At 69.4% G+C, this 25,798-nt stretch carries 28 protein-coding genes; 13 read left to right on the top strand and 15 right to left on the bottom strand.

Going from position 1 to position 25,798, the window contains the following annotated elements; all coding sequences use genetic code 11:
- Window positions 1–3: 3 nt before the first annotated feature.
- From H7965_RS13475 to H7965_RS30365, 3 genes are all read right to left on the bottom strand, one after another.
- Window positions 4–405, bottom strand: coding sequence for an NAD(P) transhydrogenase subunit alpha (locus tag H7965_RS13475; protein ID WP_186771101.1), 402 nt, complete (start codon window positions 403–405; stop codon window positions 4–6).
- 103 nt (window positions 406–508) lie between these two features.
- Entirely contained in the window at window positions 509–1,660 is a 1,152-nt protein-coding gene (locus tag H7965_RS13470; protein WP_186771100.1) for a Re/Si-specific NAD(P)(+) transhydrogenase subunit alpha, read from the bottom strand.
- A gap of 146 nt (window positions 1,661–1,806) precedes the next feature.
- On the bottom strand, window positions 1,807–2,415 hold the full coding sequence (locus H7965_RS30365) for a hypothetical protein (protein WP_222440605.1): 609 nt from the start codon (window positions 2,413–2,415) through the stop codon (window positions 1,807–1,809).
- Window positions 2,416–2,460: 45 nt separating this feature from the next.
- Between H7965_RS30365 and H7965_RS13460 the strand changes: the two genes are divergently transcribed.
- Window positions 2,461–3,324 (top strand): endonuclease/exonuclease/phosphatase family protein, encoded by an 864-nt coding sequence (locus H7965_RS13460; RefSeq protein ID WP_186771099.1) that lies wholly within the window; start codon window positions 2,461–2,463, stop codon window positions 3,322–3,324.
- A 19-nt stretch (window positions 3,325–3,343) separates the two neighbouring features.
- Here H7965_RS13460 and H7965_RS13455 read toward each other — a convergent pair whose 3' ends face one another.
- Window positions 3,344–4,300 carry a D-2-hydroxyacid dehydrogenase gene (locus H7965_RS13455; protein ID WP_186771098.1) on the bottom strand — a complete coding sequence of 319 codons (957 nt, stop codon included), beginning with the start codon at window positions 4,298–4,300 and terminating at the stop codon, window positions 3,344–3,346.
- Between the two features lie 205 nt (window positions 4,301–4,505).
- Here H7965_RS13455 and H7965_RS13450 point away from each other — a divergent pair, with 205 nt between their 5' ends.
- The 3 genes from H7965_RS13450 to H7965_RS13440 all read left to right on the top strand — a co-directional run bounded on the left by H7965_RS13450 (window position 4,506) and on the right by H7965_RS13440 (window position 8,556).
- Entirely contained in the window at window positions 4,506–6,815 is a 2,310-nt protein-coding gene (locus H7965_RS13450; protein ID WP_186771097.1) for a molybdopterin guanine dinucleotide-containing S/N-oxide reductase, read from the top strand.
- A 122-nt stretch (window positions 6,816–6,937) separates the two neighbouring features.
- On the top strand, window positions 6,938–7,738 hold the full coding sequence (locus H7965_RS13445) for an enoyl-CoA hydratase (protein WP_186771096.1): 801 nt from the start codon (window positions 6,938–6,940) through the stop codon (window positions 7,736–7,738).
- Window positions 7,735–8,556, top strand: coding sequence for an enoyl-CoA hydratase/isomerase family protein (locus H7965_RS13440; protein ID WP_186771095.1), 822 nt, complete (start codon window positions 7,735–7,737; stop codon window positions 8,554–8,556). The genes H7965_RS13445 and H7965_RS13440 overlap by 4 nt, the downstream gene beginning before the upstream one ends.
- Window positions 8,557–8,937: 381 nt before the next feature.
- Here the strand turns inward: H7965_RS13440 and H7965_RS13435 are convergent, their stop codons facing one another.
- Entirely contained in the window at window positions 8,938–10,563 is a 1,626-nt protein-coding gene (locus H7965_RS13435; protein ID WP_229682599.1) for a flavin-containing monooxygenase, read from the bottom strand.
- Between the two features lie 381 nt (window positions 10,564–10,944).
- On the opposite strand from H7965_RS13435, the gene H7965_RS13430 reads away from it, so the two are divergent.
- From H7965_RS13430 to H7965_RS13405, 6 genes are all read left to right on the top strand, one after another.
- Window positions 10,945–12,519 carry an ABC transporter substrate-binding protein gene (locus H7965_RS13430; protein WP_186771093.1) on the top strand — a complete coding sequence of 525 codons (1,575 nt, stop codon included), beginning with the start codon at window positions 10,945–10,947 and terminating at the stop codon, window positions 12,517–12,519.
- A 28-nt stretch (window positions 12,520–12,547) separates the two neighbouring features.
- Window positions 12,548–12,901, top strand: a complete 354-nt coding sequence (locus H7965_RS13425) for a Lin0512 family protein (RefSeq protein WP_186771092.1) — start codon at window positions 12,548–12,550, stop codon at window positions 12,899–12,901.
- A 16-nt stretch (window positions 12,902–12,917) separates the two neighbouring features.
- A complete protein-coding gene (locus tag H7965_RS13420; RefSeq protein WP_222440604.1) occupies window positions 12,918–13,244 on the top strand; it encodes a Lin0512 family protein in 327 nt (108 codons plus the stop codon).
- Window positions 13,245–13,478: 234 nt separating this feature from the next.
- On the top strand, window positions 13,479–13,883 hold the full coding sequence (locus H7965_RS13415) for a helix-turn-helix domain-containing protein (RefSeq protein ID WP_186771090.1): 405 nt from the start codon (window positions 13,479–13,481) through the stop codon (window positions 13,881–13,883).
- A gap of 217 nt (window positions 13,884–14,100) precedes the next feature.
- Window positions 14,101–15,108, top strand: coding sequence for a hypothetical protein (locus H7965_RS13410; protein ID WP_186771089.1), 1,008 nt, complete (start codon window positions 14,101–14,103; stop codon window positions 15,106–15,108).
- 271 nt (window positions 15,109–15,379) lie between these two features.
- Complete coding sequence (locus H7965_RS13405; protein ID WP_186771088.1) at window positions 15,380–16,156, top strand: recombinase family protein; 777 nt, start codon at window positions 15,380–15,382, stop codon at window positions 16,154–16,156.
- Between the two features lie 51 nt (window positions 16,157–16,207).
- On the opposite strand, the gene H7965_RS13400 is transcribed toward H7965_RS13405, so the two are convergent.
- From H7965_RS13400 to H7965_RS13375, 6 genes are all read right to left on the bottom strand, one after another.
- A complete protein-coding gene (locus H7965_RS13400) occupies window positions 16,208–17,128 on the bottom strand; it encodes a hypothetical protein (RefSeq protein ID WP_186771087.1) in 921 nt (306 codons plus the stop codon).
- The gene (locus H7965_RS13395; RefSeq protein WP_186771086.1) at window positions 17,125–17,391 is read right to left on the bottom strand and encodes a hypothetical protein; all 267 of its coding nucleotides are present in this window, start codon (window positions 17,389–17,391) and stop codon (window positions 17,125–17,127) included. The genes H7965_RS13400 and H7965_RS13395 overlap by 4 nt, the downstream gene beginning before the upstream one ends.
- Window positions 17,392–17,742: a hypothetical protein gene (locus H7965_RS13390; protein ID WP_186771085.1), complete on the bottom strand. Its 351-nt coding sequence runs from the start codon at window positions 17,740–17,742 to the stop codon at window positions 17,392–17,394.
- A 132-nt stretch (window positions 17,743–17,874) separates the two neighbouring features.
- The gene (locus tag H7965_RS31720) at window positions 17,875–19,173 is read right to left on the bottom strand and encodes a tyrosine-type recombinase/integrase (RefSeq protein WP_186771084.1); all 1,299 of its coding nucleotides are present in this window, start codon (window positions 19,171–19,173) and stop codon (window positions 17,875–17,877) included.
- A 206-nt stretch (window positions 19,174–19,379) separates the two neighbouring features.
- Window positions 19,380–19,889 (bottom strand): xanthine phosphoribosyltransferase, encoded by a 510-nt coding sequence (gene gpt / locus H7965_RS13380; RefSeq protein ID WP_186771083.1) that lies wholly within the window; start codon window positions 19,887–19,889, stop codon window positions 19,380–19,382.
- Window positions 19,889–20,230 carry a tRNA-binding protein gene (locus tag H7965_RS13375; RefSeq protein ID WP_186771082.1) on the bottom strand — a complete coding sequence of 114 codons (342 nt, stop codon included), beginning with the start codon at window positions 20,228–20,230 and terminating at the stop codon, window positions 19,889–19,891. The genes gpt and H7965_RS13375 overlap by 1 nt, the downstream gene beginning before the upstream one ends.
- A gap of 137 nt (window positions 20,231–20,367) precedes the next feature.
- On the opposite strand from H7965_RS13375, the gene ggt reads away from it, so the two are divergent.
- From ggt to H7965_RS13360, 3 genes are all read left to right on the top strand, one after another.
- Window positions 20,368–21,981, top strand: a complete 1,614-nt coding sequence (gene ggt, locus H7965_RS13370) for a gamma-glutamyltransferase (protein ID WP_222440603.1) — start codon at window positions 20,368–20,370, stop codon at window positions 21,979–21,981.
- Between the two features lie 165 nt (window positions 21,982–22,146).
- Window positions 22,147–22,644, top strand: coding sequence for an O-acetyl-ADP-ribose deacetylase (locus H7965_RS13365; RefSeq protein ID WP_186771081.1), 498 nt, complete (start codon window positions 22,147–22,149; stop codon window positions 22,642–22,644).
- A 5-nt stretch (window positions 22,645–22,649) separates the two neighbouring features.
- Window positions 22,650–24,149 (top strand): amidase, encoded by a 1,500-nt coding sequence (locus H7965_RS13360; RefSeq protein WP_186771155.1) that lies wholly within the window; start codon window positions 22,650–22,652, stop codon window positions 24,147–24,149.
- 6 nt (window positions 24,150–24,155) lie between these two features.
- Here H7965_RS13360 and H7965_RS13355 read toward each other — a convergent pair whose 3' ends face one another.
- From H7965_RS13355 to H7965_RS31955, 4 genes are all read right to left on the bottom strand, one after another.
- Entirely contained in the window at window positions 24,156–24,389 is a 234-nt protein-coding gene (locus tag H7965_RS13355; RefSeq protein WP_186771080.1) for a hypothetical protein, read from the bottom strand.
- A gap of 123 nt (window positions 24,390–24,512) precedes the next feature.
- Window positions 24,513–24,767 (bottom strand): Lrp/AsnC ligand binding domain-containing protein, encoded by a 255-nt coding sequence (locus H7965_RS13350; protein WP_186771079.1) that lies wholly within the window; start codon window positions 24,765–24,767, stop codon window positions 24,513–24,515.
- A 16-nt stretch (window positions 24,768–24,783) separates the two neighbouring features.
- On the bottom strand, window positions 24,784–25,224 hold the full coding sequence (locus H7965_RS31960) for a tyrosine-type recombinase/integrase (protein ID WP_186771078.1): 441 nt from the start codon (window positions 25,222–25,224) through the stop codon (window positions 24,784–24,786).
- Window positions 25,225–25,316: 92 nt separating this feature from the next.
- A complete protein-coding gene (locus tag H7965_RS31955; protein ID WP_186771077.1) occupies window positions 25,317–25,724 on the bottom strand; it encodes an IS4/Tn5 family transposase DNA-binding protein in 408 nt (135 codons plus the stop codon).
- Window positions 25,725–25,798 lie beyond the last annotated feature (74 nt).

The raw sequence follows: 25,798 nt of genomic DNA, 5'->3' as shown, positions 1-25,798 counted from the left end.
TCCTCAGCCCTTCTTCTTGGTCTGGAACATCGCCAGCATCCGGCGGGTCACGATGAAGCCGCCGAAGATGTTCACCGCGGCGAGCATGGCGGCGAAGAAGCCGAAGACCTGCGCCGCCAGGCTCTCGCCCAGGCCGGTCGCCAGGATCGCGCCGACCACGATCACCGAGGAGATGGCATTGGTCACGCCCATCAGCGGCGAGTGCAGCGCCGGGGTGACGTTCCACACCACGTAGTAGCCGACGAAGCAGGCCAGCAGGAAGATCGTCAGCAGGAACAGGAAGGGATCGGCGGCGGCGGCGACCGGCGCGACATGCGCCTCGGCCATCATGCGGGCCTGCTGCGCCAGCTCCAGCGCGCGCTGCGCGGTGGCGCTGGCCTGGTTGGCCAGCTCGGTCGGGTTCATGGGCGGGTCCCCTTCGGAAACGTCGGCCAGTGCGGCTCAAGATGCTGGGCAACCGGGCGCCATCCGGCGGTCCGGTCATCGGGCGACAGGCGGTTGGCCATCCTCAGGCGGCTTTCGCCGGCGTAAAGCTCGGGTGCACCACCGCACCGCCGCGGGTCAGCATGATGCCCTTCACGATGTCATCGTCTTCCGGCAGCTTCGGCGCCTTGGCGTCCTTGTCCCAGAAGGTGGTCAGCAGGGTCAGCAGGTTGCGGGCGAAGAGCGCCGAGGCGGCCGCCGGAATCCGCCCCGGCCAATTGCCGTAGCCGAGGATGGTCACCCCGCCCGGCGTCGTCACCGCCTCGCCCGGCACGGTCAGCGCGACATTGCCGCCGGCATCCGAGGCGATGTCGACGATGACGCTGCCCGGCTTCATCGAATGCACCATCTCCGCCGTCACCAGCGTGGGGGCGCGGCGGCCCTGCACCAGGGCGGTGGTGATGACGATGTCCTGCTTCGCCAGATGCGCCGCTACCACCTTGCCCTGCTCGGCCATGAAGGCCGCGCTCATCGGCTTGGCGTAGCCGCCGGCGGTCTGCGCGGCGCGGCTTTCCTCATCCTCGTGGCCGACGAAGCTGGCGCCGAGGGATTTGATCTCCTCCTTCGCCGCCGGCCGCACATCGGTGGCGGAGACCCTGCCGCCGAGCCGGCGCGCGGTGGCGATGGCCTGTAGCCCGGCGACGCCGGCGCCCATGATGAAGACATTCGCCGCCGGGACGGTGCCGGCCGCGGTCATCAGCATCGGGAAGCCACGGTCGAAGGCCGCCGCCGCCTCGATCACCGCGCGATAGCCGGCGAGGTTGGCCTGGGAGGAGAGGATGTCCATGCTCTGCGCCCGGGTGATGCGCGGCAGCAGTTCCATCGCCCCGGCATCGATGCCGAGCCTGGCATAGGTCGCGGCTGTATCGGCATCGGCCTGCAACTGGCCGAGCAGCAGCGCGCCGCGCGGGATCAGCGCCAGCTCATCCACCGGCCCCTCGCCAAGCGGGGCGCGCACCTTCAGCACGATGCCGGCGCCGGCCAGGGTCGTCGCGGCATCCGGCGCCACCTCGGCCCCGGCGGCGGCGTATTCGGCATCCGGCACGCCGGCGGTAAGGCCGGCCCCGGCCTCGACCGCGACGGTCAGGCCGAGACCAATAAATTTCTTCACGGTTTCCGGTGTGGCCGCGACCCGGGTCTCGGCCGGCCGGCGCTCCTTCAGGACTGCCAGTCGCATACGGGGATCCCCTTCATTGCGCGCCGCGCAGGGCGCGTCCGGCCCGTCGGTGCGGCCGGGCATCAAGGCCGCTATTACAAAGCCTGGGGAGGAATGACCATGGGGGGTAGTCCGGCCGCTGGCGCATACCCTTGATCAAGCCCTGGTCAGGACCGGCTCGCCGCCACCATCGCAGCGCCCAATTCGGCAGCAATGCGCTCTGCCGCCACCGCATCCCGCGCCGGCAAGGTCAGCCGCAGCTTAAGGAAGCGCCCCCGCGCCACGCCGAGGCAGACCAGGCTATCGGCCTGGACACCGCCCTCGAACCGCATCACCATCGCCTCGCAACGCAGCCCGGGCGGTGCCGTGGCCGGCCGCCGTGACTCGACCCGATAGTGCCGGACCGGCCCCAGCGTGTCGATTTCGCGCAACGCGGTGTCGAGTTCCTCCGCCACCTCCGGCGAATCGGCGCCGTCCCGTAGGCGGGTGCGGCCACGGTCGTAGACGTAGACGGTGGCGACGCCGGCGCCGCCGGCTTCCGGCCGGTATTCCACCGCGGCGCCGAGCCCGGCCCCGCCCGGCCGCGGGGAGAAGTCGGTGACCGCACCCCGGCGCCAGCCGGCGATGGTCTCGGGCAGCATCGCCACCGCGGCGGCCGGCGATACGGGGTGCGGGGCGGCGGCCGGCGCTGGCGTGGCCCGCGGCTTCGCCGGCTGGGCCGGGGACGGTGCCGCGGGCAGCAGGGCCGCAAGGGCCACGGCCAGAATGATGCGCATGGCCGAGGCTATCCACCCCGGCCGTGCCCGGGCAAGCTCGGCGTCATGCGTGTCATGATCCTCCGCCTTGCCCTGCTGCTTGCCCTGCTGTTTTCCCTGCCGGCCACCGCGGCGGAGTTGAAGCTCGCCAGCTGGAACATCGCCTGGCTGACCCTCCGCAGTGCCGAACTGCCAGGCGATGTGACGCCGCGCGATGCCGGTGACCTTGGCTTGCTGGCGGGGTATGCGAAGCGGCTGGGCGCTGACATCCTCGCCTTGCAGGAGGTGGACGGGCCGCAGGCGGCGGCGCGCATCCTCGACCCCGACCGCTACGCCTTCTTCTTCCCCGCCGAGGATGATGTGCAGCGCACCGGCTTTGCCGTCCGCCACGGCCTGCGGGTGCGGCAGAACCCGGACCTCGCGGCGCTGGACCTGCGACCACGGGCTCGCTTCTCGCTGCGCCGCGGCACCGACATCACGGTGGAGACCGCCTCCGGGCCACTGCGGCTGCTGTCGGTGCATCTGGTCGCCGGCTGCCGCGACGCGACGCTGAGCCAGCCGGTCGACAAATGCGAAAGCCTGGCGCGGCAGACGGCGATCCTGGCGGGCTGGGTGGCGGCGCGGCAGCGGGAAGGGGTGGCCTTCGCCATCCTCGGCGATTTCAACCGCGCCATCGCCGGGCCGCAGGATGAGCTGCTGCGGGCGCTGACCGCCGAAGCGCCGTTGACCCGCGCCACCGAGGGCTTCTCCGACCCTTGCTGGGCTTCGCCGCGTGGGGCGCGGCGCTTCATCGACCATATCCTGCTCGGCGGCCCGGCCCGGCAGTGGCTGGTGCCGGAGAGCCTGCGGGTGCTGGTCTATGAGGAGCGCGACCCACGGATGCGGGCACGGCTGTCGGACCATTGCCCGTTGAGCGTGCGGCTGCGGTAGGGCCGGTCCCCGGCCCTGGTCAGTAGCCGGCGGCGCGGTCCACCGCTTCCTTCAATCCCTCCCCGGCGGCGAAGCGGCGGAGGTTCTCCACCAGCAGCGCGGCGACCATGCTGTCGCGGTCCGGATGCAGCCCGCCGATATGAGGCAGCACGGCGATGCCCTCGGTGCGCCAGAATGGATGATCCTGCGGCAGCGGCTCCTGCCGGAACACGTCCAGCACCGCACCGGCGATGGTCTTCGCCTGCACCGCGGCGACCAGATCGGCATCGACGATCAGCTGGCCGCGGCCGAAGTTCAGCAGCCAGGCGGAAGGCTTCATCAGCCCCAGCCGGCGTGCGTCGACCAGATTCTCGGTCGCTGGCGTCACCGGCAGCAGCAGCAGGACGAAATCCGAGTCCGCGAGCACCGCATCCGTACCGTCCGGTCCGAAGACCTGGTCGACATGCGGCAGCGCCGCCACCCCACGCTTGGTGCCGATGACCCGCATCTCCAGCGCCGCCGCCTTGCGCGCCACTTCCTGGCCGATGGCGCCGAGGCCGAGGATGCCGAGGGTCATGCCCGCGAGGGTGGTCGCCACCCGCCGGGTCCAGCGCGCCTCCCGCTGGTCCAGCGCCGCGGCGTGGTAGGGCTTGGTCACATGGAACAGCGCGCCGAGGATGTTCTCCGGCATCTGCACCCGATGGGTGCCACGGGCGCAACTCAGCACGATGTCGTCGCGCAGGTCGGGCCGCGCCAGCCAGGCCTCGACGCCGGCGGTCAGCGCCTGGATCCAGCGCAGCCGCGGCATCCTGGCCAGCATCCCGGGCGGGGCGCCCCAGGCGAACAGGCCCTCCACCCGGTCGAGCAGCGCCGCATCCGGCTGGCTGCCGCGCGGCAGGGTGACGAGCTCGAGCCGTCCGTCATCAAGGCCGGCGGCGGCGATGGCCTCCTGGTAGAGCTTCGCCTCATCGGTCCAGAGCAGCATCACCGGGGGCATGGGCATCACTCCGCGCAGCAGGGGCCGGCCGGGCATTGCATCCCCGGCGTATCGCGCAGCGTAACTCCGGATACTCGGTGCGGAACAGTCCGCGTTGCCGGACATGCCCGCCATCTGCCGGAGCGGCCCAGGCCAATGCGGCCGATGCGGCTTGCCAGAACCGTCGTGCTCCGGGCAGGCTGCCGCCGCCGGAAAGGGATGCTAGATGACCGAAGCCGAGACTGAGTTCCGCCCGCACAGCGCGCATTGGGGCGCCTTCTCGGCTGGCTGGCGGGACGGCCGGCTGGTGGTCCGCCCGCATCCCGGCGACCCGGACCCGAACCTCATCCTGCAGAATTTCCCCGAAGCGCTGCGGCACCAGGCGCGCATCGCCCGGCCGATGGTCCGCCGCGGCTGGCTGGAACGCGGCCCGGGCGCCGATGACCGCCGCGGCCGCGACGACTATGTCGCGGTCTCCTGGGACCGTGCGCTGGAGCTGCTGGCCGGCGAGCTGGCGCGGGTGCGCGATGCACATGGGCCGGAGGGGGTATTCGGCGGCTCCTACGGCTGGTCCTCGGCCGGGCGGTTCCACCATGCGCAGAGCCAGGTGCACCGCTTCCTGAACATGACCCTCGGCGGCTACGTCCGCAGCGTCAACAGCTACAGCGCCGGCGCCTCCAACGTCATCCTGCCGCATGTCGTCGGGCCGACCGAGGATGTCAGCCGCCGCAACGTGTCCTGGGAGGCGGTGGCGGCGCATTCCGAGGTGGTGCTGGCCTTCGGCGGCATGGCACTGAAGAACAGCATGGTCGGCGGCGGCGGCATCAGCCGGCATATCGAGCGCGACGCGATGCGCACGGCGGCGGCGCGCGGCTGCGAGTTCATCCTCGTCGGCCCGCTGCGGGACGACATGCCGGCGGATGCCGGGGCCGAATGGCTCAGCATCATCCCCAACACCGACACTGCACTGATGCTGGCCCTGGCCCATACGCTGGCGAGCGGGGGGCTGCACGACCGCGGCTTCCTCGACCGCTACACCCTAGGGTGGGAGAAATTCGAGGCCTATCTGTTCGGCCGCACCGATGGCCAGCCGAAGGATGCCGCCTGGGCGGCGCCGATCACCGGCATCGCGGCGGAGACCATCACTGCCCTGGCCCGCCGGCTGGCCGGCCGGCGCAGCCTGATCACCGTCGCCCATTCCCTGCAGCGCGCCGAGCATGGCGAGCAGCCGGTGTGGATGGGCTTGGTGCTGGCGGCGATGCTGGGCCAGATCGGCCTGCCTGGCGGCGGCTATGCCTATGCGCTCGGCGCGCTGGCGCATACCGGGCGGCGGCAGAACGCCGTCTCCCCCGCGGCCCTGCCCCAGGGGCGCAACCGGGTCGGCGCCTATATCCCGGTGGCACGCATCGCCGACATGCTGCTGAATCCCGGCGGCAGCTACGAGTACAACGGCCAGACCCTGACCTACCCGGCGCCGAAGCTGGTCTATTGGGCAGGCGGCAACCCTTTCCACCACCACCAGGACCTCAACCGCCTGCGCCGCGCCTTCCGCCAGGTGGAGACGCTGGTGGTGCACGAGATCGGCTGGACCGCCACGGCGCGCCATGCCGATATCGTGCTGCCGGTGACGATGACGCTGGAGCGCGAGGATATCGGCAGCAGCCAGACCGACCCGCTGATGGTGGCGATGCACCGGATCGCCGAACCCTATGGCGAGGCGCGCGACGACTACGCCATCTTCAGCGATCTCGCCGCAAGGCTGGGCAAGGCGGAGGCCTTCACCGAAGGCCGCAGCGCGGGCGACTGGCTGCGCCACCTCTACGCCAAGACCGAGGCCGACCTTATTACCAAGGGCCTGCCGGCCCCGGATTTCGACAGCTTCTGGCGGAAGGGGGAACTGCTGCTGCCGCAGGCCGAGGATGATGGCGGCATATTGCGCGCCTTCCGTGACGACCCCGATGGCGCGCCGCTGCCGACCCGCTCCGGCCGCATCGAGATCTTCTGCGAGACCATCGCCGGTTTCGGCTACGCCGATTGCCCCGGCCACCCCGCCTGGCTGCCGCCCACCGAGGCACCGCGGGGCGAGGCACCGCTGCATCTCATCGCCAACCAGCCGGCGACGCGGCTGCATAGCCAGTTCGACTACGGCGGCCACAGCAGCGGCATGAAGCGGCGGGGGCGGGAGGTGATGCGCATCCACCCGGCAGACGCCGCGCCGCGCGGGATTGCCGATGGCGATGTGGTCACCCTGCGCAACACCCGCGGCGCCTGCCTCGCCACCGCCAGCGTGAGCGAGGACATCCGCCCGGGCGTGGTGCAGCTGCCGACCGGCGCCTGGTACGATCCGGAAGATCCGGCGGAGGAGAACCCGCTCTGTGTCCACGGCAACCCGAATGTGCTGACGCGGGATGCCGGCACCTCGCGGCTGGCGCAGGGCTGCACCGGCCAGATCACCACGGTGGAGGTCACCCGCTTCACCGGCAACCTGCCGCCGATCCGCGCCTTCGTGCCGCCGGACCTGGCGGCGGCGGAATAGAGCGGGTCGCGGAGGGGCGTGAACGCCCCGGAGCGTGAATCCGCTCCATCAACAACGGCCTGCAGCGGAGCAGCGTTCGGGATTGAACGCTATCCGTGGCAGGCAAGGAGGAAGATAGGAACATGGCCTGGACGCAGATCGCCGTTGAACGTGCCGGCGCCGTCACCACCATCCTGCACGACCGTCCGGCGATGCGGAATGCCGAGAGCAGCGTGCTGCTGGATGAGCTGGACACGGCGCTGCGCGAGGCGGCGGCCGACGACGGCGTGCATGTCGTCATCATCGGCGGTCGCGGCGACCACTTCTCCGCCGGCCACGACCTGAAGGAAGGCCAGGAGAAGCGCCAGGGCTTCAGCGTGGAGCAGCGCTATGCCTATGAGGAGCAGCGCTACCTCGACTACAGCCTGCGGATCTGGGATTTCCCCAAGCCGACCATCGCCATGGTGCAGGGCGCCTGTATCGCCGGCGGCTTCATGGTTGCCAACATGTGCGACCTGATCGTCGCCTCGGAGGATGCGTTCTTCGCCGATCCGGTCTGCCGGACCCTGGCGGCCTCGGCGGTAGAGGTGCTGCTGCACCCCTGGGTGATGGGACTGCGCACGGCGAAGGAGTTCCTCTACACAGGCCGTCGCATGAGCGCGGTGGAGGCCAAGCAGCTCGGCATGGTCAACCGCGTGGTGCCGCGCGCCGAACTGGAACGCGCCACCATGGCGCTGGCCGAGGAGATCGCCGCCGCGCCGCCCTTTGCCTTGAAGCTGACCAAGCGCTCGCTGAACCGTACCGCCGATATCCAGGGCTTCCGCAATGCGGTGCAGGCGCATTTCGACACCCATCAGCTTTCGCATGTGACGGAGGAATTCCGCCGCACGCGGGAGGCGGGGCTGGCCTCCGCCATCGCCCGCGGCAAGGCGCAGACGAGATGAACGCGCCGGACGCCCCGCTGCTGGTCGAATGCCGCGACGGCATCGCCTGGCTGCGCTTCAACCGGCCGGAGCGGCTGAACGCCATCGACGTGCCGATGGCCGAGGCGTTGCGCGACGCCGTGCAGGGCCTCGCCGCCGACCGCGGACTGCGCTGCGTGGTGCTGGCCGGCGCCGGGCGTGCCTTCATGGCCGGCGGCGATGTCTCGGCCTTCCAGGGGGTGGGGCGGGAGGCGCGGATCGCCGCCATCCTCGACCCGATGCATGCGGCGGTGGAGGGGCTGGCGGCCCTGCCGGTGCCGGTGCTCGCCAGCGTGCAGGGGGCAGCCGCCGGGGCGGGGATGAGCATCGCCCTTGGCGTCGACCTCGCCATTGCCGCCGCGGATGCGCGCTTCACCCTGGCTTATCTGCGGCTTGGCACCGTGCCGGATTGCGGCGGCACCCATGCGCTGGCACGGCTGGTCGGGCTGCGCCGGGCACTCGGCATCGCGCTGCTGGGCGAGAGCCTGGATGCCGCCGCGGCGCTGGCCGCCGGGCTGATCAACCGCGTGGTACCGACCGAGGCGCTGGCGGCGGAAACCGAAGCCCTGGCCCGCCAGCTTGCCGCCGGCCCGCGTGAGGCCCAGGCGCGGGTCAAGGCGCTGCTGCGGGCGGCGGCTGGGCGTGACCTGCACGGCCAGCTCGCGGCGGAGCGGGGGGCTTTCCTGGCCTGTGCCGCCACCGCGGATTTCGCTGAGGGGGTGGCGGCGTTCCTCGGGCGCCGGGCGCCGGCCTTCACCGGCGGTAAGGGCGCGGGGGCCGTCAGCCCTTGCCGAGGCTGACGGCTGGCCGGCCAGGGCGGCCGCATTCGGCGCCTCCCGGAACCAGGCACTGCCGCCGCTCATCGCGGCGATCAGCCCGCCATAGGCCACCAGCAACACCGCCAGGGCGGTGAATACGCCCGACAGTGAAGCGCCCATCACAGCGCCAGCCCGGTGCAAGCCGTGTCAGCGGCACCTGACGGAAGTCCCGGCCGCGCTCGGTCAGCAGGTATTCATGGCGGGCCGCCGGTCGGAGTAGCGCAGGCGCTCCAGCAGCCCGGCCTCGACCAGCGCGGCCAGCCGGCGGGTCAGCATGTCGGGGGCGATACTGACCCCTGGACATGGCTGCCCCCGACAATCCTGCGTGGCACGCAGGATTGTCGGGGGCGGGGCTGGCGTGGGCTACTCGGCGGCGGCGGCCTGGTTTTGCCCGCCCAGACGGAAGCCCTCGTAGCCGGCGGCGGCAATGGCATCGCATTTCTCGCGATAGACCCCGACGCCGCCGATATAGGGCAGGAAGACCCGCGGCTTGCCCGGGATATTGGCGCCCATGTACCAGGAGGCCGCCGAGGGATAGAGCGTGCGGTGGGCGACCTCATTGCCATGCGCCACCCAGCCATCCTCCGCCTCCTGCGTCGGCTCGATGGTGTCGAGGCCGCGGGCGCGGAGATGGGCGATGCAATCGGTCAGCCAATCCACATGCTGTTCGATCGAGACGATCATGTTGCTGAGCACGGAGGGGCTGCCGGGGCCGGTGATCATGAAGAGGTTGGGGAAGCCCGCGCTCATCAGCCCGAGGTAGGTGCGTGGGCCTTCCGCCCATTTCGCCGCGAGGTCGATGCCGTCGCGGCCACGGATCTCGATGGCGGCGAGCGCGCCGGTCATCGCATCGAAGCCGGTGGCGAAGACGATGTCGTCCACCGCCACCTCGCCCGCGGCGGTGCGCACGCCGGCCGGAGTGATGGCCTCGATCGGCGTCGCGGCGACATCCACCAGCGCGACGTTTGGGCGGTTGAAGGTCTCGTAGTATTCGGTGTCGACGCAGATCCGCTTGGTGCCGATCGGGTGGCTCTTCGGCGCCAGGATCTCTGCCACCTTCGGGTCGCGCACCATGCCGCGGATCTTGTTGCGGACGAACTCCGCGGCGGTGTCGTTGGCCTGCCTGTTGGTGATCAGGTCGCTGAAGGCGCCCATGAAGGCGGTGCCGCCATTGGCCCAGCGGCGTTCATACTCGGCCTGCCGTTCTTCCTCCGACACCTCCAGCGCGGATTTGTCGTTCAGCCCGTAGAGGATGCCGGTGCGCATCGCCCGTGCCTTGGCGCGGTGCGCGGCATAGTCGGATTTCCACCAGTTTTCGTACTCCGCATCCATCGGGGCATTGCGCGAAGGGATGCTGAAATTCGGCGTGCGCTGGAATACCGTGACATGCGCCGCCTGCCGGGCGATGACCGGAATCGCCTGGATGGCGGAGGAGCCGGTGCCGATGACGGCGACGCGGCGGCCGGTGAAATCCACCCCCTCATGCGGCCAGGCGCCGGTGTGGTAGGTAGGGCCGGCGAAGCTGTCGCGACCGGGGATTTCCGGCAGCCGCGCGGCCGAGAGGCAGCCGGTCGCCATGACGCAGAACCGTGCCGTCACCCGGTCGCCGCGATCGGTCGCCACCTGCCAGAGCGCGCGCTTCGCATCGAAATGCGCGCTGGTGACCCTGGTATCGAACTGGATGTCACGGCGCAGATCGAGCCGGTCCGCGACATGCCCGGCATAGCGCAGGATCTCCGGCTGCGAGGCGAAGCGTTCGGACCAGGACCATTCCTGCTGGAGGGCATCGTCGAAGGAATAGGAGTACTGCATGCTCTCGACGTCGCAGCGGGCGCCGGGATAGCGGTTCCAGTACCAGGTGCCGCCGACATCGCTGCCGGCCTCGTAGACCTGCGCGCGCATTCCCAGCCTGCGCAGCCGATGCAGCATGTAGAGGCCGGCGAAACCGGCTCCGACGATGATGGCGTCATAGCTCTGGGTTGTTGGCACGGCCGCTTCCCTATCCATTGGTTACCGCAAGCCGACCCCGGAGAGGGCGGCTTGTCAACCTGCGCCGCGGATGGGGCAGGCGAGGGGGCGCTTCACCGCGCCAGGCCGGGCCGGCCTGACACGATCGCGACCCGCCGCTAGGCCTTCCGCTGTTTCGCCCGAGCAGTGCCGGCCCCGGGATAATGCGTCCGTCACGCCTCGTTTCGGCCGGGGGCGGCGATGCGGCCGCCTTCATTGGCAACAGTGGCCTTGTGCAGGATCGTGCCGGCTGTTGCGACGCCGGTGCGGTGGATCGACAGGATCATGCGCGCCTCCGGTGGCAGGACGTTGCAGCCTGGCGGGAAGCAGTGAAGACTGCCGGCAAAACAACGGGAGGGAAACATGCTCCGACGTCGTCATCTGCTGGCCGGCGGTGCCGTGCTGGGCTTGGCGCGACCGGCCCTCGGCCAGGCGCCGAAGGTGCTGACGCATGTGCCGCAGGCAAGCCTCGGCAGCCTCGATCCGGTCTGGACCACCGCCGTCGTCACCCGCAATGTCGCGACCATGCTGTTCGAGACGCTGTACGGCCGGGACGAGAGCCTCGACCCCAAGCCGCTGATGCTCGAAGGGCATCAGGTCGCGGACAATGCCCGGCACTGGACCATGCGGCTGCGCGAGGGGCTGGTGTTCCATGATGGGGAGAAGGTGCTGGCGCGCGACTGCGTCGCCTCCCTCCGCCGCTGGATGGTACGCGACCCGATCGGCCAGACCATCGCGGCGCGGCTGGATTCGCTGGAGGCGCCGGACGACCGCACCCTGGTCTGGCGGCTCAACAAGCCTTTCGCATCACTGCCCTACGCGCTGGCGAAGACGCAGCCGAGCCCGGTCATCATGCCGGCCCGGCTGGCCGCGACAGACCCTTACCGGCAGGTATCGGAGATCGTCGGCAGCGGGCCGTTCCGCTGGGTGGCCGAGGAATACCTGCCGGGCAACCGCGCGGTCTTCGCCAAATCCGACCGCTACCGGCCGCGCGACGAGCCCGCCAGCCATTGCGCCGGCGGCCACCGCGTGCTGGTCGACCGGGTCGAGTGGCAGTTCATTCCCGATGCGGCGACCGCGGCGAATGCGCTGATCAACGGCGAGGTCGACTGGATCGACCAGCCCCTGCCGGACCTGCTGCCGCGGCTTCGCCGTGCGCGCGGCGTGACCGTCGGGGTGATCGACAGTTACGGGACCTTCGGGGCGATCCGGCCGAACCACCTGCACGGCCCAACCGCCAATGCCGGGGTGCGCCGTGCCCTGATGGCGGCGATCGACCAGGTGGAGGTGATGACGGCCGCCATGGGCGAGGACCGCTCACTGTTCCGCGCCCCTGTCGGCTTCTTCCTGCCCGGCACCCCGGCAGCGAATGACGCCGGGATGGAGGTGGTGCGCCAGCGGCCGGGCAAGGACCGGGTCAAGGCCATGCTGGCGGAGGCCGGCTATGCCGGGGAGCGCATCGTCTGCATGCATCCCACCGACCAGAGCTTCTACGACGCCTTCACCAGCGTCTGCGTCGCCGCCTGGCGGGAGGTGGGCGTCAACGTCGACGACCAGTCGATGGACTGGGGCACGGTGGTGCAGCGCCGCACCAGCCGCGAGCCGCTGGACAAGGGCGGCTGGTCGGTCTTCCCCTCCGGCTTTCCGGCGGCGGAGTACCGCGACCCGGTCTTCGCCACCAACCTGCGGGGCAACGGCAAGGACGCCTGGTTCGGCTGGCCGGAGGATCCCGAGATCGAGGCGATGCGCGACGCCTGGATGGGCAGCACCGACGAGCAGGAGATGCGCCGGCTGGATCAGGCGATCCAGCGCCGCGCCTTCCAGCAGGTGCCCTTCATCCCGCTCGGCCAGTATTTGCCGCCTGCCGCCTGGCGGAGCAACCTGCGCGGCATGCTGAAGGGCCCGGTGCCGGTGTTCTGGAACATCGAGAAGGGCTGACCGGCCGCCGGATGGAGAGGGGATTGGGATGGCATTGAAGCGCATGGTCCTGGAGATCGGCATGGGCACCGATATCCGTGGGCAGGATTCCACCAAGGCCGCGGTGCGGGCGCTGCGCGACGCGCTGTGGCACAACGCACTGACCGTCACCCATGCGCTTGGGGTCGATGTCGATTCCATGCAGGTGAAGGTCACCATCGGCGTGCCGCGCCCGCAGACAGTGGACAAGGCCCAGGTGCTGGCGGTGCTGCCGCATGGCACCGGAACGGTAGACTGCGTCGAGGGCGGGCTCGAGATCCTCAACGAGGCCGGCACCGGCGGCACGCTGGTGGCGCATGCGGCGGCCGAGGTCTTCCTCGACCTGCCGGAAGGGGGGCGCTGAGATGCCGGCGAGGCGGGTGATCTTGGAACTTGGCGCCGGCAACGACCTGCATGGCGGCGACTACACCAAGGCGGCGCTGCGGGCGGTGCAGGATGCGCTGCATCATTCCTCGCTTTCCATGCTGCGGGCGCTGCAGGTCGATCCGAAGGCCATGCTGGTGGACGTCACCATCGGTGTGCAGCAGCCTGGGCAGGTGGATGCCGAGCGGGTGCGCGCGTCGCTGCCGCATGGCAAGGTGACGGTGCAGGTGGTGAAGGGCGGGCTGGACGTGCCGGATGCGGAACGCCACGACCCGGCGGTGATCGCCACCGCCGCCATTGCGGTACGGCTGGAGCTGCCGTAGGGCCGGCAGGCGCGGCCCGACGCCCCGGGCCGCTACCGCCGGGCGATCGGCGGGACGAACTGCGCCTCGGTGTCCCAGGGGAATAAAAGCCTTAAAATCCAACACGATGATTTTAAACGGAAATACCGGAGACTAACCCCCTGGCCCATACGCGTCCCATTCAGATCAAAATTGGGCGTTGCTCCCATGTGTCCCGTAGCGGTATGAGCCCGCCCCCGTTCAGGGATCAACCGCATGAGCGTGGTCTACAAGCCCGTCCTAGGCTGGCACTTCGGCCGGGCCGTCTACTGCGACCCCACGACGGGGCAGCCGATAATCCATCCGCTGCCGGGAGCCGTACAGGCACCCGAGCCCGCCCCGGTCGCCCCACTCCCGCCCGCCGCACAGGCGGCGCTCGACGCCAATCCCGACCTGAGCAGGGAGGAGGCAGCGCGGGTGTTGAGTGTCACCGCAGCCACGCTCGCAGACTGGGCGTCGAAGAAGCGGGGGCCGCCGTACACCGATCTCGGGCAGGCGGTTCGCTACCCGTTCCGCGACCTGATGGAGTGGAAGGCCGCACATTTGAAGAACACGGCCGTCGCGCCAGAGCCGGTGCCGGTCAAGCGCGGACGCGGTAGGCCCCGGCAGCAACCTGCCTGAGAAGCGATGTGCTCCGAGACATGAGGCGTCATGTGTCCGCTTGGCAGCCATGTTCTTAACGTAAGACCACGGCTTCGCTATTCAGAAGGCGCGTAGTCCCCAAGCGGAGCCATGCCCAAGGCGCAGGTCGCGCACCCGCGAGGCGCATCACACGGGGACGTGATTGGTCGTAGGCGCTGTGGTATTATGGCGCCCCATTTTGACGTAGAGATTGAAGATGTCGGAAGCGCAGGTCGTAGAAGCGCGTAGATCGCTTGAGCGCGTCCAGAACTTCGACGCCAAGGTGCTGCCGCAGATCGAGAAGCTTGGCGCTGACCTCAGCTTCGCCGAGGCAGTCGCGCCCGCGGAGCGCATCATCAGCCTCTTCGCCCAATTCCCGGCCCAGTACCTTGACGAGTTGCCCGACCAGATGATCGCGCACATAAAGTCCAGTGCGGATTCGCTCTACAGCATCCTCGACGAGATCATTAAGTTCGACGCCAGGCAGGGCGACGCATTTTCGCGGCGGACTAACCTCATCGCCACGCTACAGACGCAGTACGTCCAACACTTCACCACCCTGCACTCGATGATCTCCTACGGCGCGTCGCGGCTGCGCGACTACTCGGCGCTAGAACGAGATGCCCGAGCCGCCATGCAGGCTGCGTCGGACCGCGCCGATGCAATCGCGGCGGAGCTTGAGGGGCATCAGGCCGAGGCGCAGCGCATCTTGGAGGATGTTCGCAAGACGGCCGCCGAGCAGGGCGTGTCGCAGCAGGCAATCTACTTTAAGGACGAGAGCCAGGAGCATGATGCGGAGGCTCACCGCTGGCGCCGGTACACCGTGTCGGTTGCCGTCGCGCTCGGCGTGTACGCGCTGCTCTCGATCGGCCTGCACAAGGTCCCCTGGCTGGCTCCTACCAACACCTACGAGGCCGTGCAGTTGGGCCTGAGCAAGGTGCTGATCTTCGCTGTCATGGGCTACATGTTGTTTCTGTCCGCGCGGAACTTCCTGTCGCACAAGCACAATGCGATCGTGAACCGCCACCGGCAGAACGCCCTGCTGACCTTCAAGGCTCTGGTCGATGCCGCCGGGCAGGAGGAGAAGCGCGACATCGTGCTCACCTACGCTGCGGCCTGCATTTTCGCGCCGCAGGAGACCGGATACACGAAGGGCGGGGCGCAAACCGATCTCCCGACCAACATCTTCCAGGCTGTTCCCAAGCTGACGAGTGCAGCGAGCTAATAATCTTCTCTCGTGTAGCTGTTGCGCCTGCCTTGTGGAGGGGCCGCCTCGGGCGGCAGCGGGGGCCATCAGCGCCGTCAGGAACTTCGGTGAGGGGGTGAGCCACCTCCACACCTTACCCCACCCCAGCGGTGCGGAAAAAGGCTCAGGAGGGGTGCTGGCGGCAGCGGCCGTCATCCTTCCCAGCATGCCGTCAGGAGGCTTGCTGCACAGCGCGCCTCGTCGCACCCCTGCACATCAACGGCGAGGTGGGCGATGCCAAGTCCAAAACATGACCGAGAACCGGCCGGTATTAACGTTGATTTTTCAAAACATATGGTGTAACACCTCTTTCGACGTTCGTCGAAAGGGGTGTGGCAGGGTGGTCAAGAGCAGGTTCGTCGCGCTGTACCGGGTCAGCACCCAGCGGCAGGGTCGATCCGGCCTCGGCCTCGAAGGCCAGCGCGAGGAGGTGCTGTCCTACCTGAACGGCGGCCAGTGGGAGTTGGTCGCGGAGTTCACCGAGACGGTCTCCGGCGCCAAGCTCGATGACGAGCGGCCAGAACTGGCGGCGGCCATTCAGGCGTGCCGCATCCACAAGGCCAAGCTCATCGTGAGTCGCTTGGACAGGCTGAGCAGAGACGCGGCATGGCTCCTTGGCCTTGAGCGGCGCGGCATCGACTTCGTGGTGGCCTCCTGCCCCTCGGTCAACCGCATGACCATCGGCGTCCTCGCGCTCGCCGCCGAGGAGGAGCGACGGGCCGTGTCCATCAGGACCAAGGCTGCGCTGGCGGCGCGTCGCCGTCGTGGCCTGCCGCTGGGCAACCCGGCGAACCTGAGCAACCAGGCGACGGGCCGCATCAACGGCGCCAAGGCGAACAAGGCCAAAGCCGTGGAGTTCGCCAGCGACATCCGCCCGGTGGTCGAGCAGATCATGGGGACGGGTGCCACCAGCCTGCACACCATCGCCGCCGCGCTGAACGCGAAGAACATCCCGACGCGCGGCGGCTCGGCGTGGAGGCCGGTGCAAGTCGCGCGCGTGCTGGAACGGCTCGGCCTGCGAGCCTGACGCGGCACCCACCAATTTATACACTCCCCGAATCCTGAGCCGATCGACATGTCAGGCGATGATGAACGGCATGGGCTCGACCTCGACGCAGCGAACCACATGCAGTGGCACCACCGCCTTCATCGGCTTGAACGAGACGCGCATCGGTTCAAGGCCACGGCGGAGCGAGTGCAGCCAGCCCCACCACTCGGCCCGCCACGACACGGGCCACGGCTCCTCGATCCCGTCCGTGTTGGTGCAGGCATCGAATTTGGAGGCGTAGCCGTTGATATCGGCGGCGTTCTCCCCAGCGAGCTTGTCGCTGTGGAACTCTCGCACGTCCACACGGTGCGGGCCTTCCCACCGCGCTTCCAGAGCCGCCCGCAGTTCCGCCCTGTCCACGTCAGGGTGGTGAACGGCCGCATGGAGGTGCGGAAGCCAAACCACCGGCCCGGCCGCACCGACCATCGGCAGGCAGGGCAGCATCGCGGCGCGGTCGGACAAGAGAAGCGGAACGTCGCCCGACGCCATCGCGTCTACCTCCACGACGCCCGCCACCTCGACGCTGCGCCAGCGGTGCCGCTGACGTGCCTGCCGGTCGCGCAGATCACGGAATGCTCGGCGCGCACCCGCCACCACCTCGCGGATGTCATTCAGGTCGCCGACACGCGCGAGGTGGACTGTCACCAGGCTGCAATCCTCGTTGTCGGCATCGACGAAGCGGTCATGGACCCTAACCTGCCATTCGCGGATGTGGTGGGCACGACGACAGGCCGAGCAGGCCACGGTCTTGCACTGGTAGCCCCATCCCACTCGGATGACATCGCGGAGGTCGCGCCACCGCGACTTCTCGGCCCGCGACTGCTGGCAGCGCACCATCCTCTCGGCAAGCGCACGGAGCGCCGGGTCATCCGACGCGGCGAAGATCGCGGCCATTTCGGCGTCGGCCTGCTCGCGCGCCGAGATCACGATGCGGTTGCTGCGCGCGGTCATGCGGATGCGATCCGCTCGCGTAGCCGCGCCACCGCCCGGCGGTGACGGTCGCGCTCGGCCGCCTCCTGCTGCGTGATGCGGTTCATGCGGGCCAGCCGCGCGGCTGGCTTGTCCATCGCCTCTGCCTCGGTGCGCGCGAGGGCGAGGTCGCGCATCTTGTCGCGGTGTCGGGCGCGCTCGTCGTCGAGCTTTGCGTGGATGGTGGCGACGCGCTCCATCCGCCGGGTCATGTCGCCCGGCTTGAGGGGCTTGCGGGTAGCCATTCACCGGCCTCCCGAGATCAAGGGAGACGGTCGCCCGGCGAGGGCTGCGGAGTAGCACAGCCGGAAGCGCAGCGCGGCCATCGAGGTGGCGAACCGGAACTTGTAGCCGGTACGCTGGTGCTGCTCGTAGATGGCCTCGACGAGATGGGCGCCGGGCGCGAGCCGCGCGGCGGCGGCACGGGCGGTCTGGAACACGCGAACGAAGCGCCAGTCGCCGAGCTTGGCGCGGGAGAGGTCGTGCAGGACGACGACGTGCGGGTGGAGGGCGAGGTCGGTGGCGGTGGGCCAGCCGAACCGAAGGCCGGTGCGTGCCAGGCGGTCACGTAGAGCGGCAGGGTCGAAGGGTTTCACCGGCTATTTAGCCAGCATGGTTCCCCGAACTCTGCGCCAGAGCCCGTGCCCCGTGCGCATCTGCTATGCTACACGTGATGAGCTTGATCGGCCCGCCGGGCCGCTCGCGTATCTTCGTGCAGTGGTGTTCGGCTACGCGGCCTCCGATGTCTCCATTGCCAGCAGCCGGTCGATCGCTGCCGATACTTCGTCGGCGGCCTGCTTGCGAATTTGGTCCTCAACCAGCCGGTAGTGCTGGCGCGTCGTGGCGATGTTGCGGTGGCCGACGTTCCGCTGCACCACTTCAAGCGGCGTGCCCTGCCTGACGGCGAAGTTGATGTAGACGCTGCGGAGATTGTGGACGATCAGCCGCCGGATGCCCGCAACCTGGCAGGCGGTGTCGAGGCAATCGTTGACCGAAGTTATGACCTCTCCGGCCTGTCCAGGGAACACCAACGGCCCGCTGTAGCGCATGCTCTCGCGGAGGCGCGCGGCTTCGTCCAGCACGCGGAGGGCCTGAGGCGAGAGGTGAACCCGCTTCGCGCCCGTGTCGTCGGTTTTGTGCTCCCCGATGACCGCCACGTCCCCCAAGATGTCGCCCACGTGCAGCAGTTCGGCTTCCGCGCGGCGGCAGCCGGTATGGATCAAGAACTCGACGGCGAGATACCCCGCGGGCCACCGCATTGGGACTTCGTCGATGCCCGGCCTCGCGCGCCGCCCGCCGTCCCAAACACCTTTCGCGCGTCCGATGCCGCGCATCAGCGCCACGATCTTGGCGTCGCTCAGTGAGGCCGCGTAGCTGTTGCGGTTGCGTACTTTCAGCAAGCGCTCGTCGCGGATGAGGTTGGAGGCCGGGTTGGTCAGTGGCGCGCCGTCGCGGCCGAACGGAGCTAGGACGCCGCTACGCTGGCAGTAGTTGAACGCTGCACGCAGCGCCTTGACCAGCTTCATCCCCGCGGGCCGGTTGGCCAGCCCGGCAGCCTCCACGACGCGGAGGATCATTTCGCGGCTGAGGTCGATGACCCGCTCTTCGCCGTAGCGCGCCAGCAAGGGCTTCAACGACGAGCGCGTGCCAGCCTCCGTGGCCTTCGGCCGCCGGGTGCGGGTGAAGTCGCGGACCTTCTTAGTCAGATAGTGCTCGCACATTTCGGTGACGGTTCGGACGCGCGGCGTGGCGATAGCGGACTCCACGCTGTGCCCGCGATCAAGCGCAGCGTTCAGCGCGTCGGCGCGCCTTTTGGCCTCCTGATAGGTCAGGCCGCGCTCCCCGGCGGGATCGAAACGGCCCAGCAACTCCGTCCGTTGCCCGGCGCGCCAGTCCCAAACATGCCGCCCGCTGCGGGCCACCCGAAGGCGGAGCCGCTGCGTTTCGAGGTCGGTGAAATAAACCTGTACCCGGTCGGGCGGGCAGGTCAGCGAGGGGGCTTCGGTGCGGAGGCGGATCGTCGGCACATGGGGGCCTTATGGGATCAGGTGTCCGCTTTAGGCCGTGTATGGGCGCTCCGCAACTCATACAAGCACCATACATTCCTCCCCCGATTTCGCCCGTAATTGCGCCTAATACCTACGAATTGCACGCGAAAGGAGAGAGGTGGTGTGGCCCAGGGCAAGAATATGAAACCAAAAAAACTAACAGAATCAGATTTGTAAGCGTGGCCTCACGGCTGATTGGTTGATCTAGCGATCGGTTCTACAAATCGCGCTTCCGTGTCCCAGGGGAACAGGATCCAGGTGTCCTGGCTGACCTCGGTGATGAAGGTGTCGACCGCCGGCCGGCCCGCCGGCTTGGCGTAGACCGTGGCGAAATGCGCCTTCGGCAGCAGCGCCCGCACCGCCTTCGCGGTGGTTCCAGTGTCGATCAGATCGTCCACCAGCAGCCAGCCCTCGCCGTCGCCGGCGGCGGTGGGCGGCTTCACCACCTGTGGCGTGCCGCGCAGCGTTTCCTCATAGGTGACGACGGAGACGGTCTCGATGATTCGGCACTCCAGCTCCCGCGCCACGATCGCCGCCGGGATCAGCCCGCCACGGGTGACGGCCACAACGCCACGGAACCCGCCACGCTCCACCAGCCGCCAGGCCAGCGCCTTGCTGTCGCGGTGGAGCTGGTCCCAGGACACGGTGTAGTAGCGCGGCGACGGCTTCGGGGCCGGGGCAGGCGCCTCGGCCATCAGAACATCCGCCCGCCATCGGGTACCTTGAGGTCGGGGCGTAGCAGCACCACCGCACCATTCTCGTCCGGCGCGCCCAGCACCAGCACCTCGGAGACAAAGGGGCCGATCTGCCGCGGTGGGAAATTCACCACCGCCAGCACCTGCCGGCCGATCAGCCGATCCGGCGGGTAATGCACGGTGAGCTGGGCGGAGCTGCGCTTCACCCCGATAACGCTGCCGAAATCGACCCAGAGCTTGATCGCCGGCTTCCGCGCCTCCGGGAAGGGCTGGGCGTCGATAACGGTGCCGACCCGGATATCGACTTTCTCGAAATCGGCGAAGGCGATCTGGTCTCCCATGCCGCTGGCATAGCGCGTCTCGGGCCGCGAGGGGAAGGGCGGCGAGCGGCCAGCGGGCCGGGGAGTGGTTGCCGTCCCAGCGGGGCCATGCAACAGGATCGGAACAGGACCGCCCGTCGAACACGAAAGACCACCCCATGAAGCGCGATTTCCACGCCCCTGGCCGCAGCGCGGTCTACGCCACCGGCGGGATGGCCGCGACCTCCATGCCAATCGCCACCCTGACCGCGCTCGAGGTGCTGAAATCCGGCGGCAATGCGCTGGACGCCGCCATCGCCGCCGTCGCGGTGCTCGGCGTGGTCGAGCCGCAGTCCACCGGCATCGGCGGCGACTGCTTCTGCCTCTACGCCCCGGCCGGCACCGGCAAGGTCGTCGCCATGAACGGCAGCGGCCGGGCGCCGGCGGCGGCGACGCCGGAGGCGCTGCGCAGCCGCCAGGTCAGCACCCTGGTCAACACCTCCCCGCATGTGGTGACGGTGCCCGGCGCGATCTCCGCCTGGGAGTTGCTGAACCGGACCCATGGCCGGAAGCCGCTCGGCGAGCTGCTGCGCCCGGCGATCCGCTGCGCCGAGGAAGGCTGGCCGGTCCACCCGCGGGTCGCCGCCGATTGGGCCGCAGCCGCTGGCAAGCTGCGCGGCAACGAGGCCTCCGCCCGCCGCTTCATGGTGGATGGCGAGGCGCCCGCGGTCGGGCATCGCTTCGTCCAGCCGGAGCTGGGCCGGACGCTCCGGGCCATTGCCGAACGCGGCGCCCGTGCCTTCTACGAAGGAGAGATCGCCGCCGACATGGTGGCCGCGCTGCGTGCCCTCGGCGGGCTGCACACCGAGGAGGATTTCGCCCGCGGCCTGACCCAGGCGGAGTTCGTCGAGCCGATCAGCATCGGCTGGCGCGGCATGCAGGTGTTCCAGTGCCCGCCGAACGGGTCGGGGATGCATGTGCTGCAGATCCTCGGCATCCTGGGCGGCTTCGACACGCCGGCCCAGGGGCCGATCAGCGCCGAGCGCTACCACCGCCATATCGAGGCGGCGCGGCTGGTCTACCGCGATCGCGACGCCTTCCTCGCCGATCCGTCCCAGGCGGATGTCCCGGTGGCGGCGCTGACCGACCCTGGCTACCTGGCGGCGTTGCGCGGGCTGATCCGCGACGACCGGGCGATGAGGACGCTGCCGCCGGCGGGCCCGGGCGACCTGACGCGGCACAAGGACACCGTCTATCTCTGCGTGGTGGACCAGGACGGCAACGCCTGTTCCTTCATCAACTCCCTGTTCGAGAGCTTCGGCAGCGGCATCCTGGCCGAGAAGTCGGGGGTGATGCTGCACAACCGCGGTTTCGGCTTCCGCCTGCAGGAAGGCCACCCGAATTGCATCGCGCCGAACAAGCGGCCGCTGCACACCATCATCCCCGGGATGGTGATGAAGGATGGCGAATGCATCATGCCCTATGGCGTCATGGGTGGGCATTTCCAGCCGATGGGGCAGACGCTGTTCCTGACCAACCACTTCGAATTCGGCCTGGACGTGCAGGAGGCGATCGATTGCCCGCGGCTCTTCCCCTCTCCGGCGAAGGGCGTGGTGCAGGTGGAGCGCGGCATCCCGACAGCGGTGCTCGATCGGCTGTCGCGGCTTGGCCATGAGGTGGCGCAGATCGAAAAGCCGCATGGCGGTGGCCAGGCCATCCTGATCGACCGGAAGCGCGGGTTGCTGGTGGGTGGCAGCGATCCGCGCAAGGATGGGTGTGCGCTGGGGTTCTGAGAGTGGGGGAGACGCTGTTTCCCCTGCGCCCCCACCGCCGAGGGCCGAAGGGCCCTTGGACGCCGTGAGTTCGACTCAGGCCGGTCCAGGGGGCGCCCGACCCCTGGCAGGTAGGGCCTGAGGAGGACAGCCTCCTCCCCGACCTTGCGTCAGGACCGGTCTGCCATGCTGCGTGCCCTGAAAGCCGACATCACCACCCTCGAGGTCGACGCCATCGTCACCGCGGCCAATGCCGCGTTGCGCGGCGGCGGCGGGGTGGATGGCGCGGTGCATCGCGCCGCCGGGCCGGAGTTGCTCGCCGCCTGCCGCCGGCTCGGCGGCTGCCCGACCGGCGAAGCGCGGATCACCCCCGGCTTCCGGCTGAAGGCGCGGCATGTGATCCACGCCGTCGGCCCGGTCTGGCAGGGCGGTGGGGCAGGGGAGGCGGCGCTGCTCGCCGGCTGCTACCGCGCCGCCCTCGCGCTGCTGCATGGCGTCGGCGGGCGCTCCATCGCCTTTCCGGCGATCTCCACCGGTGTCTACGGCTACCCGGCCGAAGCGGCCTGCGCCATCGCCGTGGCGACGCTGCGGGAGGCACTCGCGGCGCATGCCTCGGTGGACATAATCCTCGCCTGCTTCGACGACCGCACCCTGGCGCTCTACGAAAAGGAACTTGCGACGTGACACGGATGGCGACCGAACCCTGCGACCTGACCGCGACCGAAGCTCGCCGGCTGATCGGCCGCAAGGCGCTTTCGCCGGTCGAGCTGCTGGAAAGCTGCCTGGCCCGCACCGCGGCGGTGAACCCGGCGGTCAACGCCATGGTGGCGCTGGATGCGGAGCGCGCCCGTGTCGCGGCGAAGGCGGCCGAGCAGGCGGTGATGACCGGAGAGAGCCTCGGCCCGCTGCACGGCCTTCCGGTCGGCATCAAGGATCTGGACGAGACAGCCGGGCTGCGCACCACCTATGGCAGCCCGATCTTCGCCGATTTCGTGCCGGAGCAGGATTGCGGCATGGTGGCACGCATCCGCGCCGCCGGTGGCATCGTCATCGGCAAGACCAACACCCCGGAGTTTGGCGCCGGCGCCAATACCCGCAACCGGGTCTATGGCGCGACCGGCAATCCCTTCGACAACACCCGCTCGGCGGCCGGCTCCTCCGGCGGCTCGGCGGTGGCGCTGGCGACCGGGATGGCGCCGCTGTGCACGGGTTCCGACACCGGCGGCTCGCTGCGCAACCCGGCGGCCTTCAGCGGCATCGTCGGCTATCGGCCAAGCCCGGGGCTGGTTCCTTCGGAGAAGCGGCCGCATGGCTGGTCGCCGCTGCCGGTGCTCGGGCCGATGGCGCGCAACATGGCCGATGCCTGCCTGCTGCTCTCGGCCATGGTCTCCGACGATGCCCGCGACCCGCTGGCCTATACGCTGCACGCCCGCCCGGTGCGCGGCGAGGCGGGGCTGTTCCACCCGCCGCGCAGCATCGATCTGGCCGGGCTGCGCCTGGCGTTCTCCGAGGATTTCGGCCAGGCGCCGACCGAGCAGCTGATCCGCCGCGCCTTCCGCCAGCGCGTCGCCGCCATCGCCCCGCTGTTCCGCTCCGCCGAGGCGGCGCATCCTGATTGCAGCGGCGGCGACGAGGCCTTCGAGGTGCTGCGCGCCCAGGGCATGCTGACCGCGCATGGTGAGAAGGTGCGCACCCGGCCGCAGGATTGCGGCCCCAACATCATCGCCAATGTCGAGGAGGGGCTGCGCTACAGCCTGGTCGACGCCGCCCGCGCCGCCGCCTCCCAGACCCGGATCTACCGCGATTTCCAGCGCTTCTTCGCCGAGCATGACGTGCTGGTGACGCCGGCCATCACCATCAGCCCGCGGAACTGGCGGGAGCTCTATCCGGCGGAGATCGACGGCCAGCCGACCCGCACCTACTTCCACTGGCTGGCGCTCGCCTATTACGTGACCCTGGCCGGCCATCCGGCGGTCTCGCTGCCGCTCGGCATAGATGAGCGGGGCATGCCCTTCGGCCTCCAGATCGTCGGCCCGCGTGGTGGCGACGCCTTCGTGCTGGGGGTCGCCACGGCGCTGGAGCAGGCGCTGGCCGGAGATGCGGTGCTCGGCCGGCCGCTGCCCGATCCGGCGGCGCTGCGGGCGGCGGCGCCGATCGCCGGCATGGAAGGATTCCTCGGCTTCGGCTGAGGCGCCCTACCAGCCGCGATAGCGGCCATGCCCATAGCCCGGGCCGTAGCCCCGACGCCCGTAGCCGTGCGCGTGGTGGTTTGGCCGGTCGGTCGCGGCGCCGGCGACCAGCCCGGCGGCGGCGCCGAGGCCGGCGCCCAGCAGCAGCGTATTGCCCCAGTTGGTCGAACCATCCAGATTCTGGCAGCCACCGAGCAGCAGGGCGGTGGAGAGGGCGAGGGCAGACAGAATGCGCGTCATCGGATTATCTCCTCGACGCGCATCCTGCCACCCGGTCGCGGCGGCCATCGGGCCGCTTCGCGGCGAGGTCGGGCGGAACCGGGGCAGGGGTGGCGGAAATCGGGCGGCTTCGTGGCCGCTGGGTCAGGTTTTCCCGGCGGAGAAGGCGTTGAAGGTCTGCAGCGTGTAGGTGTCCTTCACCCCGGGCACGGTCTGCAGTGTCTCCACCACGAACAAGCCGATGTCCTGGTCGGGCTCGAGATAGAATTTTCCCATCAGATCGTACTGGCCGGAGATGGAATGCATCTCCGACAGCTCCGGGATATTATCCGCCATTTCGCGGGCGACGCGGTAGGCGTGGCCCATTTCGCATTTCACCATGACAAAGATCGCGCGCAATGTTTTCAATCCTCTGCTAAGTGTTTTCCGCGTTTTCTCGCTTGGCGCCTTCTAGTGTCACGATGGCGGCTCTGGCGAGGTCCTCCTGATCGGCCGAGCGGTCGTAGTGCTGGACCATGGCCAGGGTCCGCCACCCGCCTGCTGCCACGATCTGGTGCGCCGTGCAGCCGGCCTCGGCTACACATGTCGCGCATGGTTTCCTGAACCCATGCACCGTGAGCCGGCCAAAGGCCAGGGCCTTGACCTGCTCGGTTAACACCCGCCTGGGATAGGGTGGTGTCCATGGCAGTCCGCGCGGGCTGGTCAGGATATGCGTGGTCGGCGTTTTGCGGGCGGCGCTCTCCGCCTTCCATGCGTCGAGGCGTAGCTTCAGATCTGTATGAACAGGAATGGTTAGGGTTGGCTTCTCAACCTGCCGATCCTTACTTCTACTTGACCGGGATGTTCTGCCCGTCATAGGCGCCCCAGGTCACGGCGCAGAGATCCCCGCGGCCCTGTCCGGCATGGCCGCCAAGGATCACGGCCGGCGGTATGCCTCGGGCAGAGCCTTCAGCGCGGCCGATAGCACCTCATCCGTCCATGCAGGCAGCGTGTGGGTCCGCGGATTGCCTTTGCGGTCCCGACCGATCGGCATTCGGCCGATCGGGCCAATGGCCTCCGGCTTGGCCCAGCGCAAGCCGACCCGGTCGTGTCCTGGACAACCGGAACCAAGCCGGCCGTGGACACGAAGCGGCCGCCGGTGGCCTTCGCGTCGGCCCAGTCCTGGCACGCCAACGGCAGCGGCGCGCCCACCGCCCCCTTGAGATGCTGCGGCAGCCGCAATCGGTCGCAGAGACGATTGTCCCCAAGCGCGCATCTGGCCACCTCCGCATCGATCCAGGATGCCCCGTCAGCGGTACCACGCTGCAGCTGCTGTCGCTCGCCTGTTGCGCCACCGTCGGTATCGCCGCTTCCCATCGCGCGGTCCCGTGCCGGCTACGGCATCACCTGCAGGACCGCGTCATCAAGAAGCGCGAACGCCGCCGGAATGT

It is taken from the genome of Siccirubricoccus deserti (assembly GCF_014283215.1).
In the GTDB taxonomy this organism is placed as follows: domain Bacteria; phylum Pseudomonadota; class Alphaproteobacteria; order Acetobacterales; family Acetobacteraceae; genus Siccirubricoccus; species Siccirubricoccus deserti.
Note: the sequence above shows the minus strand (reverse complement) of the source record. Positions and strands in the feature narration are given on the sequence as shown.